Source organism: Serratia sp. LS-1 (genome assembly GCF_003719595.1).
Taxonomy (GTDB): domain Bacteria; phylum Pseudomonadota; class Gammaproteobacteria; order Enterobacterales; family Enterobacteriaceae; genus Serratia; species Serratia ureilytica.
Genome location: NZ_CP033504.1, coordinates 1,596,970 through 1,612,914, shown reverse-complemented (window position 1 = coordinate 1,612,914; position 15,945 = coordinate 1,596,970). Strand labels below are relative to the sequence as shown.

Annotated in this window: 15 protein-coding genes; 4 read left to right on the top strand and 11 right to left on the bottom strand. The window is 60.1% G+C overall.

The genetic code is table 11. The features are described 5' to 3' along the window. Window positions 1–18: 18 nt before the first annotated feature. Genes EDY99_RS07915 through EDY99_RS07900 form a run of 4 tightly spaced genes read left to right on the top strand, consistent with a single transcriptional unit; the run spans window position 19 to window position 3,665 of the window. Complete coding sequence (locus EDY99_RS07915; protein ID WP_033642896.1) at window positions 19–1,056, top strand: hemin-degrading factor; 1,038 nt, start codon at window positions 19–21, stop codon at window positions 1,054–1,056. After that, window positions 1,053–1,883 carry a hemin ABC transporter substrate-binding protein gene (locus EDY99_RS07910; protein WP_033642895.1) on the top strand — a complete coding sequence of 277 codons (831 nt, stop codon included), beginning with the start codon at window positions 1,053–1,055 and terminating at the stop codon, window positions 1,881–1,883. The genes EDY99_RS07915 and EDY99_RS07910 overlap by 4 nt, the downstream gene beginning before the upstream one ends. Then, complete coding sequence (locus tag EDY99_RS07905) at window positions 1,883–2,887, top strand: iron ABC transporter permease (protein WP_033642894.1); 1,005 nt, start codon at window positions 1,883–1,885, stop codon at window positions 2,885–2,887. Before EDY99_RS07910 ends, EDY99_RS07905 begins: the two co-directional genes overlap by 1 nt. Further along, window positions 2,880–3,665, top strand: a complete 786-nt coding sequence (locus EDY99_RS07900) for a heme ABC transporter ATP-binding protein (protein ID WP_033642893.1) — start codon at window positions 2,880–2,882, stop codon at window positions 3,663–3,665. The genes EDY99_RS07905 and EDY99_RS07900 overlap by 8 nt, the downstream gene beginning before the upstream one ends. Before the next feature lie 37 nt (window positions 3,666–3,702). On the opposite strand, the gene EDY99_RS07895 is transcribed toward EDY99_RS07900, so the two are convergent. The 11 genes from EDY99_RS07895 to arnB form a co-directional block, all read right to left on the bottom strand. After that, window positions 3,703–5,145, bottom strand: a complete 1,443-nt coding sequence (locus EDY99_RS07895) for a protein adenylyltransferase SelO (RefSeq protein ID WP_033642892.1) — start codon at window positions 5,143–5,145, stop codon at window positions 3,703–3,705. Window positions 5,146–5,389: 244 nt separating this feature from the next. Next, window positions 5,390–6,121, bottom strand: coding sequence for an EAL domain-containing protein (locus tag EDY99_RS07890; RefSeq protein ID WP_033642891.1), 732 nt, complete (start codon window positions 6,119–6,121; stop codon window positions 5,390–5,392). A gap of 511 nt (window positions 6,122–6,632) precedes the next feature. Next, on the bottom strand, window positions 6,633–7,646 hold the full coding sequence (locus tag EDY99_RS07885; RefSeq protein WP_046898508.1) for a lipoate--protein ligase A: 1,014 nt from the start codon (window positions 7,644–7,646) through the stop codon (window positions 6,633–6,635). Window positions 7,647–7,705: 59 nt separating this feature from the next. After that, entirely contained in the window at window positions 7,706–8,170 is a 465-nt protein-coding gene (locus EDY99_RS07880; protein ID WP_016927954.1) for an NlpC/P60 family protein, read from the bottom strand. Window positions 8,171–8,346: 176 nt separating this feature from the next. Further along, window positions 8,347–8,739, bottom strand: a complete 393-nt coding sequence (gene arnF / locus EDY99_RS07875; protein ID WP_033642888.1) for a 4-amino-4-deoxy-L-arabinose-phosphoundecaprenol flippase subunit ArnF — start codon at window positions 8,737–8,739, stop codon at window positions 8,347–8,349. Further along, complete coding sequence (arnE, locus tag EDY99_RS07870) at window positions 8,736–9,080, bottom strand: 4-amino-4-deoxy-L-arabinose-phosphoundecaprenol flippase subunit ArnE (protein ID WP_033642887.1); 345 nt, start codon at window positions 9,078–9,080, stop codon at window positions 8,736–8,738. Before arnE ends, arnF begins: the two co-directional genes overlap by 4 nt. Then, window positions 9,077–10,741: a lipid IV(A) 4-amino-4-deoxy-L-arabinosyltransferase gene (gene arnT / locus EDY99_RS07865; protein ID WP_103101256.1), complete on the bottom strand. Its 1,665-nt coding sequence runs from the start codon at window positions 10,739–10,741 to the stop codon at window positions 9,077–9,079. Before arnT ends, arnE begins: the two co-directional genes overlap by 4 nt. Further along, the gene (gene arnD, locus EDY99_RS07860) at window positions 10,738–11,643 is read right to left on the bottom strand and encodes a 4-deoxy-4-formamido-L-arabinose-phosphoundecaprenol deformylase (RefSeq protein WP_033652453.1); all 906 of its coding nucleotides are present in this window, start codon (window positions 11,641–11,643) and stop codon (window positions 10,738–10,740) included. Before arnD ends, arnT begins: the two co-directional genes overlap by 4 nt. Continuing rightward, window positions 11,640–13,622 (bottom strand): bifunctional UDP-4-amino-4-deoxy-L-arabinose formyltransferase/UDP-glucuronic acid oxidase ArnA, encoded by a 1,983-nt coding sequence (gene arnA / locus EDY99_RS07855; protein WP_123062163.1) that lies wholly within the window; start codon window positions 13,620–13,622, stop codon window positions 11,640–11,642. Before arnA ends, arnD begins: the two co-directional genes overlap by 4 nt. Then, a complete protein-coding gene (gene arnC / locus EDY99_RS07850; RefSeq protein ID WP_033642884.1) occupies window positions 13,622–14,602 on the bottom strand; it encodes an undecaprenyl-phosphate 4-deoxy-4-formamido-L-arabinose transferase in 981 nt (326 codons plus the stop codon). The genes arnA and arnC overlap by 1 nt, the downstream gene beginning before the upstream one ends. Beyond that, window positions 14,589–15,743, bottom strand: coding sequence for a UDP-4-amino-4-deoxy-L-arabinose aminotransferase (gene arnB, locus EDY99_RS07845; RefSeq protein WP_123061649.1), 1,155 nt, complete (start codon window positions 15,741–15,743; stop codon window positions 14,589–14,591). The genes arnC and arnB overlap by 14 nt, the downstream gene beginning before the upstream one ends. Between the last annotated feature and the right edge of the window lie 202 nt (window positions 15,744–15,945).

The window sequence follows — 15,945 nt, the reverse complement described above, 5'->3', positions numbered from 1 at the left end:
AGCGCAGGAGAATCCCGCATGAGCAACACCCTGTACGAACGTTACCAACAGGCTAAAATCGACCATCCCGGCAAATACGCCCGCGATCTGGCGGCGATCCTTGGCGTCAGCGAAGCGGAGCTGACGCACGCCCGCGTTGGCCACGACGCACGCCGCCTGCAGGCCGACGCCCGCACATTGCTGACCGAACTCGAGCAAGTGGGCGTCACCAAGTCCATCACCCGCAACAGCTATGCGGTGCATGAGCAGATGGGCCGCTACCGCAACCAGCACCTCAACGGCCACGCCGGGCTGATCCTCAACCCGCGCGAGCTGGATCTGCGCCTGTTCCTCAACCACTGGACCAGCGTCTTCGCCATGAGCGAAACCAACAAGCGCGGCGTGCGCCACAGCATTCAGTTCTTTGACCCGCAGGGCGATGCGCTGCACAAGGTCTACACCACCGAGGAAACCGATCTGCCGGCCTGGATGGCGCTGGTGGAACGCCACCTGAGCGAAGAAAACCCGGCGCTGGCGCTGCAGCCCGCCGAGGCGGCCACCTCCGATGAAGCCACGCAGGATCAGGCCAAAATCGACGCTGAATGGCGCGCGATGACCGACGTGCACCAGTTCTTCCAGCTGCTGAGCCGCAATAAGCTGACGCGCCAGCAGGCCTTCCGCGCCGTCGGCGACGATCTGGCCTATCAGGTGGACAACAGCGCGCTGTCGCAACTGCTGGAGGCAGCGCAGCAACAGCAAAATGAGATCATGATCTTCGTCGGCAACCGTGGCTGCGTGCAGATCTTCACCGGCCAGATCGAACGCTTGATGCCGCAGGAAGGCTGGATCAACGTGTTCAACCGCCGCTTCACGCTGCACCTGATTGAAAACGCCATCGCCGAAAGCTGGATCACCCGCAAACCGACCAAAGACGGCATCGTCACCAGCCTGGAGCTGTTCGCCGCAGATGGCACGCAGATCGCGCAGCTGTATGGCCAGCGCACCGAAGGCCAACCGGAACAAACCCAGTGGCGCGAGCAGGTCGCCGCGCTCGCCGCCAAGGACATCGCCGCATGAAATCCTCCTTGATCCGCCGCCTGGCGTTGATGGTGACGCTGACGCTGCCGCTCACCGCCGCCGCCGCGCAGCGCATCGTCTCGATCGGCGGCGACGTGACGGAAATCGCCTTTGCGCTCGGCGCCGGCGACGACGTGATCGCCCGCGACAGCACCAGCCTGCATCCGGAAGCGGTGAAAAAGCTGCCGGACGTCGGCTACATGCGCCAGCTGAACGCCGAAGGCATTCTGGCGCTGAAACCGACGCTGGTGCTGACGACCGAGCTGGCGCAGCCGGCGCTGGTGCTCAAACAACTGGCGGACAGCGGCGTCAAGGTCGTCAGCGTGCCGGGTGACACCACCCTGCAGGCGGTGCCGCAAAAAATCGCCGCGATCGCCGCCGCGCTGCAGCGTGATGAGCAAGGCAAGCAGTTGAGCGAGCGCTATCAACAGCAGCTGGCGGCGGTCGATACCACTCCGCTGCCGGTCAAGGTGCTGTTTGTGATGAGCCACGGCGGCATTACGCCGATGGCGGCCGGGCAACACACCGCCGCCGACGCGGTGATCGCCGCCGCCGGACTGAAAAACGCCATGCAGGGTTTTGACCGCTACCGTCCGCTGTCGCAGGAAGGCGTCATCGCCAGCGCGCCGGACCTGTTGCTGGTCACCACCGACGGCGTGCGCACCCTCGGCGGCGAACAGCAACTGTGGACGTTGCCGGGTCTGGCGTTGACGCCGGCAGGTAAGCAGCGTCGCGTGCTGATCGTCGATGACATGGCGCTGCTGGGCTTCGGTCTGGAAACGCCGGCGGCGCTGGCCAAACTGCGCCACGCGGCGGAGCAAAAGTAATGCGCTGCCGCACCTCGCCTCAGTTAGCCATCATCGGCCTGCTGGTGCTGCTGACGCTGCTGGCGCTGGTCGCCGCTAACCTGGGCGCGCTGACGCTGTCGTTTGGCACCCTGTGGCGCGAACCCTTCAGCGACGCCGCCTGGCACATCTGGCTGAACATCCGCCTGCCGCGCGTGCTGTTGGCGGTGGTGATCGGCTGTGCGCTGGCGGTATCCGGCGCGGTAATGCAGGGGCTGTTCCGCAATCCGCTGGCGGATCCGAGCCTGCTGGGCATCAGCAGCGGCGGCGCGCTGTTTGTCGCGCTGTTCATCGTGATGCCGCTGGCGTTGCCGGTGACGATCGCGTTGTATGGCCACATGCTGGCGGCGTTCCTCGGCAGCCTGCTGGTATCGCTGTTGATCTACGGCATCAGCCGCAGCGGGCACGGCAATCTGTCGCGGCTGCTGCTGGCGGGCATCGCGATCAACGCCCTGTGTATGGCTGCCATCGGCGTGCTCTCCTACATCAGCAGCGATCAACAGCTGCGCCAATTCTCGCTGTGGATGATGGGCAGCCTCAGCCAGTCGCAATGGCCGACGCTGGCCGTTTCCGCCTCGCTGATCCTGCCCACGGCACTGCTGACGCTGCTGCAGGCGCGTCGTCTGAACCTGTTACAGCTGGGGGACGAAGAGGCACACTACCTCGGGGTGAACGTTCAGCGCGCCAAGCTGCAGCTGCTGCTGTTGAGCGCCCTGTTGATCGGCGCGGCGGTGGCGATGAGCGGCGTGATCGGCTTCGTCGGTCTGGTGGTGCCGCATCTGGTGCGCATGCGCCTCGGCGGGGATCACCGCTGGCTGCTGCCCTGCTCTGCTCTGGGCGGCGCCTGCCTGCTACTGGTCAGCGACACGCTGGCGCGCACGCTGGTGGCGCCGGCCGAAATGCCGGTGGGATTGATGACCAGCCTGATCGGCGGCCCTTACTTCTTGTGGCTGGTGATGCGCCAGCGGGAGCGAACCAGTGGATAACGCCGCCAACCTCACGGCCCGGGAGTTGCGCTACAGCCTCGGTACGCGCCGCTTGATCAACGATGTTTCGCTCAGCCTCGCCGGCGGTGAAATGGTGGCGATTATCGGCCCTAACGGCGCCGGCAAATCGACGCTGCTGCGTTTGCTGACCGGCTATTTGACGCCGGACTGTGGCGAATGCCGGCTGCTTGGCCGCCCGCTGGAACACTGGGCGCCGCAGCAGTTGGCCAAAGTCCGAGCCGTGATGCGTCAATACAGCGATCTGGCGTTCCCCTTCAGCGTGGAAGAAGTGGTCAGCATGGGACGCGCGCCGCACGGCAAACGCGACGAGCACCAGGCGATCCAACAGGTTATGGCGCAGACCGATTGCCTGGCGCTGGCGCAGCGCGACTATCGTCAGCTGTCCGGCGGCGAACAGCAGCGGGTGCAACTGGCGCGGGTATTGGCACAGCTGTGGCAGCCGCAGCCGTCCCCCGCCTGGCTGTTCCTCGACGAGCCGACTTCGGCGTTGGATCTTTACCACCAGCAGCATACCCTGCGCCTGCTGCGCTCGTTGACGCGCCAACAGCCGCTGGGCGTCTGCTGTGTGCTGCACGATCTCAATCTGGCGGCGCTGTACGCCGACCGCATCCTGCTGTTGCATCAGGGGCGCCTGGTGGCGAGCGGCACACCGCAGGAAGTGTTGCAGACGGAAATCCTCACCCGCTGGTACCAGGCCGATCTCGGCGTGATTCATCATCCCGAAGTGTCGTTGCCGCAGGTCTATCTGCGCCAATGAAACGTTCAAGGGCGCCATGAGGCGCCCTTTTTTCATCTCAGCTGGAGCAGGAAATCTCCAGATGTTTGCCCCAGTCCGGCGGCAGCGCGGCGAGATCGTCATACTCCGGCGCATCGTCGAACGGCCGCAGCAAGGCCTGATGCAACCGCTGCAAACGGCCGACGTCGTCTTTCTCCGCATCCTCAATCGCTTGCTGGGCCAGGTAGTTGCGCAGGATCAGCCGTGGGTTCACCGCCTTCATCGCCCGTTGCCGCTCCGCGTCGCTGACCTGCTCCTGCTGCAAACGCTGACGATATTGCTGATACCAGGCGTCGAAGGCCGCGCGGTCGATAAACTCATCGCGCAGCGGCGACTGCGCCTGTTGCTGTTCGGTTTCGCTCAACAGGCGGAACGTGCGGGTATAGTCCCGCCCTTCCTGGGCCATCAGGCTCAACAGGCCGGTCAGCACGTCGTTATCCTGCGCCGTCGGCGTGAAGAAGCCCAGTTTGGCGCGCATCTGTTCGCCATAGGCGCGCATCAACGCCGGTTCATACGCCGCCAACGCCTGCTGCAGCTGTTCGGCAGTCATCAGCCCCGACAAGGTTTGCGCCAGGCGATGCAGGTTCCATAACGCCACCGCCGGCTGATTATCAAAGGCGTAACGCCCTTGATGGTCGGAATGGTTACAGATATAGCCGGGCTGATAGTCATCGAGGAAGCCGTAAGGGCCGTAATCGATGGTGATGCCGAGAATCGACATGTTGTCGGTGTTCATCACGCCGTGGGCGAATCCGACGGTTTGCCAATGGGCGATCAGGCGCGCCGTGCGTTCGACCACGTCGGTAAACCACAACAGGTAACGATCGGCCTGATCCTGCAACTGCGGCCAGTGACGGGCGATGACGAAATCCGCCAGCTGCCGCACCTGCTCCGGCTGTTTGCGGTAATAAAAGTGTTCGAAGTGACCGAAGCGCACATGGCTTTCCGCCACCCGCAGCAGCATCGCGCCGCGTTCCGGCTGCTCGCGGTATACCGGTTGTTGACTGGTGACAATAGTTAACGCACGCGTGGTGGGGATCCCCAGATGGTGCAACGCCTCAGAGGCCAGAAACTCGCGGACAACCGAACGCAGCACCGCGCGGCCATCCCCCATGCGTGAATACGGCGTCAGCCCGGCGCCCTTCAGGTGCCAGTCACGGTGACTGCCGTCCGCCAGGACTTGTTCGCCCAGCAAAATGCCGCGCCCATCGCCCAGTTGCCCGGCCCAGACGCCGAACTGGTGGCCACTGTACACCTGTGCCAACGGCTGCATGCCCGGCAGCAGCGTTTCCCCCGCCCAAATCGGGGTTTTATCCTGAGTAAACCAACTGTCATCCAGCCCCAGCTCGCGCGCCAGCGGCTCACTGTGGTACAGCAGGCGCGCATCCTTAAGCGGCGTCGGGTTCAGGGCGGTGTAGAAACCGGGTAATTGTTGGTAGTAAGCGTTATCGAATTGCGGCATAGGCCCTCCGTTTCAGCGTAGTGTAGAGCCTGAACGGGAGGATTAACACCGAAGGAATGCAGGGAGAACGCATCCGCCTGTCACCAGTACGGATGCGGGAGGTTTCGCGTGAGGAAACGCGCTGAACGTCGGCTGACAAACGCGGTTATCAGCAAAACGTGGGGGAATAACGGCGACTGAATCACGCTAAACATCACCCCGTCGCTTATTTACCTCATTGTGTGTAGTTTTTTTGTATCACTTCTTAATTATTGAACTCGCTGGGCATCGCCAGCAAAGCTTGCAGATTATCCACACCAACGCTGGGCCATAAAAAACCTTGCAGGCCTAAAACACCGGCGTATCTGAGTTTATTAAAGTACTCTTTTTTCTCTATTCCTCCGACGATCACGCCTTTACACAACAGGTTGATATTCTTTAACAACGAGTCGATGACCACGTCATACCCCTGATGGGTAAACAGCTGCCAGTAAAAACGCTTGTCTATCTTTACGTAGTCAAACAAACCATCGTACAACGCGGTCAGCGTGGCTTTACCGGAACCGAAATCATCGAGCCACAGCGTAAACAATTCGCTTAATCGCCGCACGCTTGTATTGTTCTTTCCGGCAGAAAGATTCGGAAAACTCTCACTCATTTCAAATGCAATAAAAGGATATTGCCGGATCCTCTGGCACAAGGCCGGATCGGAAAGAATAAGCTCGACGATGGTTTCTTCGATATTGATGGTCAACTGCACGCTGTTACCGGTAAACCAGGCAGCATGCTGCTCCGCCAGTCTCAATTGCTCATTAAATAACTCAATCCTTTGTTCAGGCGCCAATAAATTAATCCCAATTTCGGCTGGCATGGCTAAATCACCGTCGAGACTGTTGAAACGGCTCAACATTTCCACCGCCAACAGCCCGCCCTCCATTGAGTAAACAGGTTGAAAAACATAGCTACTAATAAAGTCAGCTTCGAGTTGGATGTTCATTTTAATGCCACAGGATGAATGGCTAGCGTATCATCGTATATCAATATATTTTATCGATCAATCCTTCTGGGATTAATCGGAAATATCAATGCAAATGCTCGTAAAATATCATTTAATTGATAGATTAAAGCTATACGACAATCGCGAACGGCGCAAAGAAAAGCAGCCGCACTTATGCCAGTTTTCTCGTTCGGCGCGTGATGCGAAAAGATATTTGGCTTAAGTGGAATGGATTTGAGGTCAAATTTGACTTATCTCCTTTGTTTTAATTAAGAAAAATCCTAAATAAAGTAAAATAATCTTTCTGACTTAACGCCAATTTTTCCGGCCGTTAACGATGACTGATTAAATTTAATAACGCATCAATTCCGCCCGTTATTCGCAGCATTGAAAACCTGAAAAAATGCCCACCTTGATTTTCAGAAAATCTGCGCTACGCCCAGCGAAACGTCGCTTTCAGCGATAAAAAAAGGGATGAGCACGCTCATCCCCTCGCAGCCAGACCGCCCGGCTAGCGGATGGTATCGCTCAGCCATTGCCGCAGCTCGGTCAATTCAGCCGCCTGTTGCGGATAGGCCGCCACCAGGCGGTCGCAGCAGGCGGCGACGGGCTCACTGCGGTACGCGCAGCCCACCAGCATGTCCGCCAACCGCTGTAGCGGAGCCGGATTCAGGCTGTCGGTGAATACCTGCGCACGAACAATTGTCCCCTTCTCGACATCGAAGAACAGGTCCACGCCGCCCCAGACGAAGCGTTCATTTAGCAGATGGCTGAACGCCGGCGCCTTGCCGAAATTCCATTCCCAACTGCTCTGTTTGGCGAACTGCGCGGCAAAATCGGGCAGATCGGGGAATACATCCGGCGAAATGATCTCCGGCTCGGCCGTCTCGCCATAGTGGGCGAAGAAGGCCTGCACGATCGCCTCACACACCTGCTCATGGCTGATGCCCGGCAAAAACTCCGCCAGGTTGGCGACGCGCGAACGCACCGAGGTGATGCCCTTGGCCTGCAGTTTTTTGGGATCCGGATTGAGGTAGTCCGCCAGCCGCTCCAGATCGGCATTCAGCAACAGCGTGCCGTGGTGGAAACCGCGATCCTGCGTTTCGCGATAGGCGGAGCCGGATATTTTGCGCGGCCCATCGGCAGTTTCCATCACCAGGTCATTGCGACCCGATGCGCCGGCCGTTACGCCCAACTGCCGCAGCGCTTGCAGAATGATGTTCGTGGAGACGCTTTTATCGTACCCCGGCTTGCCGGCCATAAAGGTGAAGCAGGTGTTGCCCAAATCGTGGAATACCGCCCCGCCGCCGCTGCTGCGCCGCGCCAGCCGAATGCCATCCTGTTCCATACGCCGGGTGTTGCACTCTTTCCAGGGGTTCTGCGACTGGCCGATCACCACCGTTTCGGCATTGCGCCACAGGAAGAGGATTTTTTGCGTGGTCATTTCGCGGAAGATGCACTCTTCCACCGCCAGGTTGAACCAGGGATCGTAGGAGTCGGAGATCAGTAAACGCAAACTGTTCATGGCAGGCACCGTTCAAAACACGTGATGCCGCCATGATACACCAAATCAACGGGTTAAGGCTAAATGCGCCGCGCCTGCCAGTACACCCGTTTCCAGTAAACGTTATCGAGCGAGGAGCGGATCACCCCGCGGCTGGTCGAAGCGTGGATAAATTGGTCGTTGGTATCGTAAATGCCGACGTGCAGACCGTTCTCACCGCCGCCGGTTTTGAAAAACACCAGATCGCCCGGCATCAGTTCGTCGCGCGAGACCTTGGTGCCCAGCGAGGTTTGCTCTTCGGTCGAACGGGGCAGCTGCATATCGAAGCGATCGCGGAACGTGCGGTAAACAAAGCCGGAGCAATCGACGCCGCCGCGATCCAGGCCGCCGTAACGGTATGGCGTGCCGTACCACTGGCGCAGTTGTTCATTGAGCTGAGCCACCACCACGATAGAATCCGCCAGGCGGCCGCTGGGTGGCGGCGCATGGCTGCTGCAACCGGCGAGGATTAAACTGGCTAATAAAAACCACACACGCATCCGCATAATATCCCTTCATTGAACACGTTGCCGCATTATGCCATTCGGTACACCACTACACTGCCTGCGAGGCAAAGCCGGCACCACGTAAGGAAAGCGCTATTTCGCGTTAATTTATCTCCCGCACGGGGAAAAAGGCAAGCGCCATGAGGGAGATAATAGCAGGATCGCCGGTTTTGGCCCTATTGCGGCGATTTGGTCTCGGATTTGCTGTTAATCAGCCAGACGCCGAACAGAATAAACAGCGTGCCCAACGTTTTCAGCAGCGTAGCGGATTCGTTAAACCACGGCAGGATCACCGCCGCCAGATAGACCAGCGCATAGCTGACGCTCAGCAGAGGATAAGCGCGGTTTAACGGCAGATGGCGCAGCGCAAAGAACCAACACAGCATCGACAGCGCATAGCCAAAGATGCCGCCGCCCACCGCCAGCAGCGGCAGCCAGTAGTCGCCGATCAGCGTCAGCGAGACATCGGCGAACGACATCAGCGGGATCTGAACCATGCCCCACTTCATCAGCAACTGCGCCAGCGTCACCAGCAGTACGCTGGCGGCGCCCCAGGCATAGCCCTTCATGAATGCACGCTCATCAGCAGGATCCCCAGCATAATCGACGCCACGCCACACCAATGGCGCGCGGTCGTCGGCTCATGAAACAGCCAGCGCGCGGCCAGCGTCACCATCACGAAGTTAAGGCTGAGCATCGGGTAAGCCAGGCTGAGCGGCAGGCGTTGCAGCACATTGAGCCACACCGCCATGCCCAGCCCCAGCAACAGCACCGCCAGCGCCAGCCAACGCAGCGTCTGCTTGAGCCGCGCCTCGTCCGCCCGTTCCCAGCAGTGCGCCGCCTGCTTCTGGCACAGCTGCCCACCACAGGTGAGCAGACTGACCACTATCACCAACAGAAAACCGATCATGGTTGCTGTTTATACCACATCAGCACCAGACGGTTCATGCGATCCACCTTGTCTGCGGTAGGCAGTTCCTGCGGCAGCGCTTCGCCGCGGGAGAGCTGCAACACCAGCGACACATTCCCCTGCTTGCGCGCCTGCGCCAGCCACTGCGGGAAGTCGGCGTCGCTGATCAGGTGCCCTTTGGCGTCCGGATACTCCAGACCATAGGCCACCTCGCCTTTCTGGCTGTACATCAGCACGTCGCTGCGCTTGAGTTCCCAGGCCAGGCCGGCCGCCAGCCCAACGCTGTCGCTTAGCACGTAACGGCTGTCGCCCAGCTCTGCCATCGTGGCGCGGGCAAAGTTCTGCGGCAGTTTTGAATCGATCACCTGCTGCGGAATCGCGTAACCGATCACCAGGCACAGCAACACCGGGCAAGCGGCCGCCCAGCGCCATTGGCGGCCGTTATCGCGCGCGGAGACCAGCGCGAACAGCAGCCAACCGCCGAACGCGATCAGGCCGAGAACCACTTTCGGCCACTCCTGCGGAGTAAACAGATGCGCTTTCGGCAGCAAACCGGCGCTCAACACCACCAGCGCCACGATGCCAATCAGCCCGAACAGGCCGTTCAGCCAGGCGTTGGCCTTAAACAGCCTGGCGCGCAGCGTGGCGGCATAGTCTTCCGCATAGGCGGTCATCAGCAGCGCCAGCGGCGCCATGCACGGCAGAATATAGGTCGGCAGCTTGCCTTTGGCGATGCTGAAGAAGATCAGCGGCATCATCGCCCAGCTCAGCAGGAAGAACAGCTCCGGGCGCTGCACGCGTTCGCGCCAACCTTTGAGCAGCGCGCCGGGCAGCAGCGCCAGCCACGGCAACACCGCCGCCAGCAGGATCGGCAGGTAATACCAGAATGGCGCCTTGTGCTGGGCGTTATCTTCGGCGAAGCGCTGAATGTGTTCGACCCAGAAGAAGTAATTCCAGAAATCGGGCTCACGTTGCGCGATCGCCAGCGCCCACGGCAGGCTGAGCAATGTGGCGGTCACGATCGCCACCGGGCCGTAGCACAGCAGATCCTTGATGCGACGTTGCTGAATGACAATCGGGATCACCGCGATCACCGGCACCGCCAGCGCCAGGAAGCCCTTGGTCATAAAGCCCATGCCGCAGGCCAAGCCCAGCAAGGCGTAGGCGCCCAGCTTGCCTTTGACCGAGGTGGCTTTCAGCGTCAGGTAATAGCTGACCATCGCCGCCGCCAGCCACAGCGAAATCATCGGATCCAGCACGCTGTAGGTGCCGATGCTGAACACCAGCACCATCGACAGGAACATCAGCATCGCCAGGCTGGCGCGACGCGCATTGCGCCACATCAGCATCGCCAGCGCGAACACCAGCAGCGCGGTCATGCCGGTGCTGAACACCGAGCCGAACCGCACCGCAAAGTTGTTTTCGCCAAACAGCCACTGGCTGATGTTATTAAACCAGTATCCCGCTACCGGCTTCTCGAAATAGCGCAGCCCCAGCAGGTGCGGCACCACCCAATCGCCGCGTTGCAGCATTTCACGGCTGATCTCGGCATAACGCGTTTCATCCGGCTGCCACAGCAGGCGACCGTTAAGCGGGATCAGATAGACCAGAGCAAAAAAAACGGCCAGCAGAATGGCCCAGGATCCTTTTAGCGCCTTCATGTAACGTCCTTCACATCGGTTTGACAGCCCAGCCAACCTTCGCGGCCGGGGAAAGGAGCGCGCTTGATGCGGCCCAACGGCAGTGACGCCAAATCTTGCGGTAACAGCGCGCTCAGCGGGCAGAATTCGATGCCCTGCTGCCGTGCGCGTTGCAATAACTGTTCGAACATCGCCGCTTGCGACATGCCTTCCACTTCGGTGTGAATGGTGTACACCGGTACGCCGCGATCGTTCTCGATGGCGCGCAGAATGTAGTCGTTGAAGTCGGCCATGCTGACTTCGCTGCCGATCACTTCGTCGAAGGTCGGCAACGTCACCGGGATCTGCACCGTACCGTGACGCCCGTCGCTCAGCACCGGACGGAACGGATGGGTGCCGCGGCAATCGCTGTTGTAATGGAAGCCGAAGCGCTGCTTGACCTCCAGCACGCGCGTGTCGGCACGCCACCCTGCTACGGCGGAGCATTTCACCGGCTGGCCGGTGCTGGCGCTCAGGGCATCGACGCCCCGCTGCACCTGTTCGGTCAGCTGCGCCTCGCTCCACTTGCCGACGTTGGCCTGCCATCCCTGGTGATCCCAGGCATGCAGCCCGACTTCATGGCCGGCTTCGGCGGTGCGCTTCATCAGCGGCCCCAGCGCGCGTGAAATGTTGCGCCCCGGCCACGCGGTGCCGGCCAGCAGAATATCCAGGCCGTACAGCGAAGCGGCGTTCGATCGCAGCATTTTCCACAGAAATTTCGGACGCAAAAGGCGCCAAAGATGGCGCCCCATGTTGTCCGGTCCCACGCTGAAGAAGAAGCTGGCCTGAATGTCGTACTTTTCGAACAGGTCCAGCAACTGCGGCACCCCTTCACGGGTGCCGCTGAAGGTATCTACATCAACCCGCAGACCGACTTTCTTCATGCATCGTTCCCTTCCTGAACGGTAGTGCGCAGGAAGTAGTCCAGCGTATCGGCGACGGTTTGCTTCATCTCGATGGTCGGCTGCCAGCCCAGCAGGCGGCGCGCGTTCTTGATGCTCGGCGTGCGGTGCTCGACGTCCTGGTAACCTTTACCGTAGTAGCTGCTGCTCTCCACGTCCTTGAAGCCGGCAAACGGCGGGAAGCGGTCGCGCAGCGGGTGGTTGTTGAAGCTTTCCAGCAGCATTTCCGCCAGCTCACGAATGCTCGCTTCGTTGGTCGGGTTGCCGATGTTGACGATCTGGCCGTCACACAGGCCGTCGCGGTTCTCAATGATGCGGAACAGCGCTTCGATGCCGTCGTTGATGTCGGTGAAGCAACGCTTCTGTGCGCCGCCGTCCATCAGTTTGATCGGCGAACCTTCTACCAGGTTGAGGATCAGCTGGGTGATGGCGCGGGAAGAACCGATGCGCGCGGCGTCCAGGTTATCCAGACGCGGCCCCATCCAGTTGAACGGACGGAACAGCGTGAACTTCAGGCCTTCTTTGGCGCCGTAAGCCCAGATCACCCGATCCAGCAGCTGTTTGGAGACCGAGTAGATCCAGCGTTGTTTGTTGATTGGCCCGACGATCAGACGCGAATGGTCTTCATCGAACTCTTTGTCGTCGCACATGCCGTACACTTCGGAGGTGGACGGGAAGATGATGCGCTTGTTGTATTTCACGCAGTCGCGAACGATCTTCAGGTTCTCTTCGAAGTCCAGCTCGAACACGCGCAGCGGGTTACGGGTGTATTCGATCGGCGTCGCGATCGCCACCAGCGGCAGCACCACGTCGCATTTCTTGATGTGATACTCGATCCACTCGGAGTGGATGCTGATGTCGCCTTCCACGAAGTGGAAACGCGGGTTGTCGAGGAAGCGGCTGATGGCGTCAGAGCCGATATCCAGACCGTAGATGTCGTAACGATCGTCGCGCAGCAGACGCTCGGTCAGGTGGTTGCCGATGAAACCGTTGACCCCGAGGATCAGCACGCGAGTGCGGCGTTTCATCACGGCGTTAGGCTTGGCGGCCAGACGCACGTCGGTGACGATGCCCATTTCCTGCACCAGGCGGCTGCCCTGCACGTACAGGCCACTTTCGTTCTGCCCGGCGACGATTTCCAGCGCGCCTTCGCCACAGGCGATGACCAGCGGGGCGGTGCTCAGCACGGTGCCCGGTTGTTTATCGTGTTGGGTATCCAGCACGCGGGAACGCCAGACGATCAGCTTGCGCTGGCCGAGGTAGCTGAATGCCCCCGGGTACGGTTCAGTGACGGCGCGCACCAGGTTGTTGATCTCTTTGGCGGATTTGTGCCACAAGATCTCGCCGTCCGCCGCGGTGCGGCGCCCGAAGTAGCTGGCCTGAGACTCATCCTGCTTGGTGAAGGTGGCGGTGCCGTTCTTCAGCTTCGGCAGCTGCTCTTTCAACACGGCCTGCGCGGCTTCCAGCACTTTTTTGTGCAGCGTCAGCGCGGTGTCGTTGTCGGCGATAGCCACTTTCTGCTGGCCCACAATGTCGCCGGCGTCAGGGCGTTTCACCATTTTGTGCAGGGTGGCGCCGGTTTCGGTTTCGCCATTCACCAACGCCCAGTTCACCGGCGCGCGGCCACGGTAGCGCGGCAGCAGCGAACCATGCAGGTTGAAACCGCCCAACGGGGCCAGCGACAAGATCTCGTCGCTCAGCATGTGACGGTAGTAGAACGAGAAGATCACGTCCGGCTGCAGTTCGCGAATGCGATCAACCCACAGCGGGTGGTTCACGTCTTCCGGCGCATAGACCGGCAGATCCAATTCGGCGCCCAAACGGGCCACGGAGGAGAAGAAGTTGTTCTCACCTGGGTCGTCGGTGTGCGTGAACACAGCCTGCACGTCATAACCCGCCTCAGTCAGCGCTTTCAGACCTGCGCAGCCAATATCATGGTAAGCAAATACAATAGCTTTCATCATTCTTCTTCCTGAGTATTGTGGTCTTGCTGTACGCCGACCACTTTCTGAACAAAATAGCGAGGACGTGCGCGCACGTCGGTATAGATGCGGCCGATGTATTCACCCAGCAGCCCCATGCCGACAAACTGGGCGCCGATAAAGGTGAACAGGACGGCGAAAAGCGTGAACACGCCGCCGGCGGCCCATTCAGGACCGAGCAGCAGACGCAGCGCGATCAGCACCAGCGCCAACACGAACCCGGACAGCGCCACGATGCTGCCGACCACGCTGAGCAAACGCAGCGGCGTAGTGGTCAGACAGGTGATCAGGTCATACATCAGGTTGATCAGCTTCATCAGGCTGTATTTGGAGTCGCCGAACTCGCGCTCGGCGTGACGCACGTCGATTTCGGTCGTGCGACGGGCGAAGGTATTCGCCAGGATCGGGATGAAGGTGCTGCGCTCATGACAGTGCAGCATCGCCTCAACGATATGACGACGGTAGGCGCGCAGCATGCAGCCGTAGTCCCCCATCGATTTGCCGGTAGCGCGTTGAATCATCATGTTGATTACGCGCGAAGCGCTTTTGCGGAACCAGGAGTCCTGACGGTTGGCGCGCACGGTGCCCACCACGTCATAGCCCTCTTCCGCCACGCTGACCAGCCGAGGGATTTCCTCCGGCGGGTTCTGCAGATCGGCGTCAAGGGTAATCACCAGATCGCCGGTCACCTGATTGAAACCGGCCATGATCGCCGAATGTTGGCCATAGTTGCGGTTAAGCAGGACGGCAATCACGTGACTGTCCGGCTTTTCGGCCGCCGCGGTCAGCATGTCAGCGGAGTTGTCGCTGCTGCCATCGTCGACGAGAATGATTTCATAAGGTTGGGATAACTGCTTACAGGCGGCGGTAGTGCGCTCCAGCAACGCAGGCAGGCTTTCCTGCTCGTTGTATACCGGGATGACTATCGACACTTTTTTGATCGGTTCAACGCGAGACACGTAAAGACTCCACAACAGAAGACAAGGCATTGACCACGCGATCCACATCGGCGTCGGTCATATCAGGGAATAGCGGTAAGGTGCACAGCCGCGCCGAGTTCCATTCGGTATTCGGCAACGACAGCTGCGGATAGCGCTCACGGTAGAATTTCTGGGTGTGCGCCGCACGGAAATGCAGCCCGGTGCCGATGCCAACCTCTTTCAGGCGCTCCATCAGCTGGTCGCGATCGAGGCCGCAGCGCTCGGGATCGACGCGCACCATAAACAGGTGCCAGGCGTGGTCATGCGGATAATCCGGCACGCCCAACGGCTGGAACGGCGAGCCTTCCAGCGCGCTCAGGTAGCGCTGCGCCAGCGCCTTACGGCGCGTGTTCAGCTCGGCGAAGCGCGACAGTTGCACCACAGCGATCGCCGCGTGAATGTCTGACAGGTTGTATTTGTACCCCGGCTCCACCACTTCGGCCTGGGGTTTGCGGCCCAGCTGCTGGCGATCGAAGGCATCGACGGCCAGGCCGTGGAACTTCAGGCAACGCAGGCGATCCACCAGCGCATCGTCGTCGGTGGCGATCAGGCCGCCTTCGGCGCAGGTCACGTTCTTAATCGCGTGGAACGAGAAAATCGCCGTGCCGCGCGCGCCGACCCATTCGCCGTTGTAGCGCGTGCCAACCGCGTGGGCGGCGTCTTCGATCAGCGGCAGACCATGGCGTTCGGCCACGGCGCGCAAAGCGTCCATCTGCAGGGGGGCGCCGGCATAATGCACCGGAACAATCGCTTTGGTTTTCGGGGTGATGGCAGCCTCAACGTCGGCGGCGCTGACCATCAAGGTCTCACGGTCAACGTCGATCATTACCGGCGTAGCGCCCAGCAGTTCGATCATGTTGAGGGTGGAAACCCAGGTTTGGGAAGGGGTGATGACTTCATCGCCGGGCCCCACGCCCAGCGCCATCAAAGTGATGTGCATGCCCGCTGTGGCGGAACTGACGGCGATGGCGTGCTTACAGCCGAAGGTGGAACAGAAGTCGCTTTCCAGTTGCTGATTTTGCGGGCCGGTGGTGATCCAACCGGAACGCAACACTTTCTCTACCGCGGCGATTTCTTCGTCGCCGATGGCTGGACGAGAGAAAGGTAAAAATTGATCCATAGTTAACCCCAAACGTATCGGACTGCTTTTGATGACACTGTAAATCCCTTTCGTTTAACGAATATTAAACGCCAGAGAAGAATCGTTTCCGTGGATTAACTGCCAATGTAAGGCCGCAAGCTTAACTAAACCTTAAGACGAGACTTGTCATCAGTGGGAGAACTGATAGGAAGGTGCCGTCATCATTAATATAATTTTATTA

What these genes read in the sequence shown, in the direction of transcription:
- arnT (WP_103101256.1), bottom strand. Translation starts at nt 10,741, where the DNA reads ATGAAGGCGCTAAAAGGATCCTGGGCCATTCTGCTGGCCGTTTTTTTT.
- arnB (WP_123061649.1), bottom strand. Translation starts at nt 15,743, where the DNA reads ATGGATCAATTTTTACCTTTCTCTCGTCCAGCCATCGGCGACGAAGAA.
- EDY99_RS07880 (WP_016927954.1), bottom strand. Translation starts at nt 8,170, where the DNA reads ATGCGGATGCGTGTGTGGTTTTTATTAGCCAGTTTAATCCTCGCCGGT.
- EDY99_RS07895 (WP_033642892.1), bottom strand. Translation starts at nt 5,145, where the DNA reads ATGCCGCAATTCGATAACGCTTACTACCAACAATTACCCGGTTTCTAC.
- arnE (WP_033642887.1), bottom strand. Translation starts at nt 9,080, where the DNA reads ATGATCGGTTTTCTGTTGGTGATAGTGGTCAGTCTGCTCACCTGTGGT.
- arnD (WP_033652453.1), bottom strand. Translation starts at nt 11,643, where the DNA reads ATGAAGAAAGTCGGTCTGCGGGTTGATGTAGATACCTTCAGCGGCACC.
- EDY99_RS07885 (WP_046898508.1), bottom strand. Translation starts at nt 7,646, where the DNA reads ATGAACAGTTTGCGTTTACTGATCTCCGACTCCTACGATCCCTGGTTC.
- arnA (WP_123062163.1), bottom strand. Translation starts at nt 13,622, where the DNA reads ATGAAAGCTATTGTATTTGCTTACCATGATATTGGCTGCGCAGGTCTG.
- EDY99_RS07915 (WP_033642896.1), top strand. Translation starts at nt 19, where the DNA reads ATGAGCAACACCCTGTACGAACGTTACCAACAGGCTAAAATCGACCAT.
- EDY99_RS07905 (WP_033642894.1), top strand. Translation starts at nt 1,883, where the DNA reads ATGCGCTGCCGCACCTCGCCTCAGTTAGCCATCATCGGCCTGCTGGTG.
- EDY99_RS07890 (WP_033642891.1), bottom strand. Translation starts at nt 6,121, where the DNA reads ATGAACATCCAACTCGAAGCTGACTTTATTAGTAGCTATGTTTTTCAA.
- arnF (WP_033642888.1), bottom strand. Translation starts at nt 8,739, where the DNA reads ATGAAGGGCTATGCCTGGGGCGCCGCCAGCGTACTGCTGGTGACGCTG.
- EDY99_RS07910 (WP_033642895.1), top strand. Translation starts at nt 1,053, where the DNA reads ATGAAATCCTCCTTGATCCGCCGCCTGGCGTTGATGGTGACGCTGACG.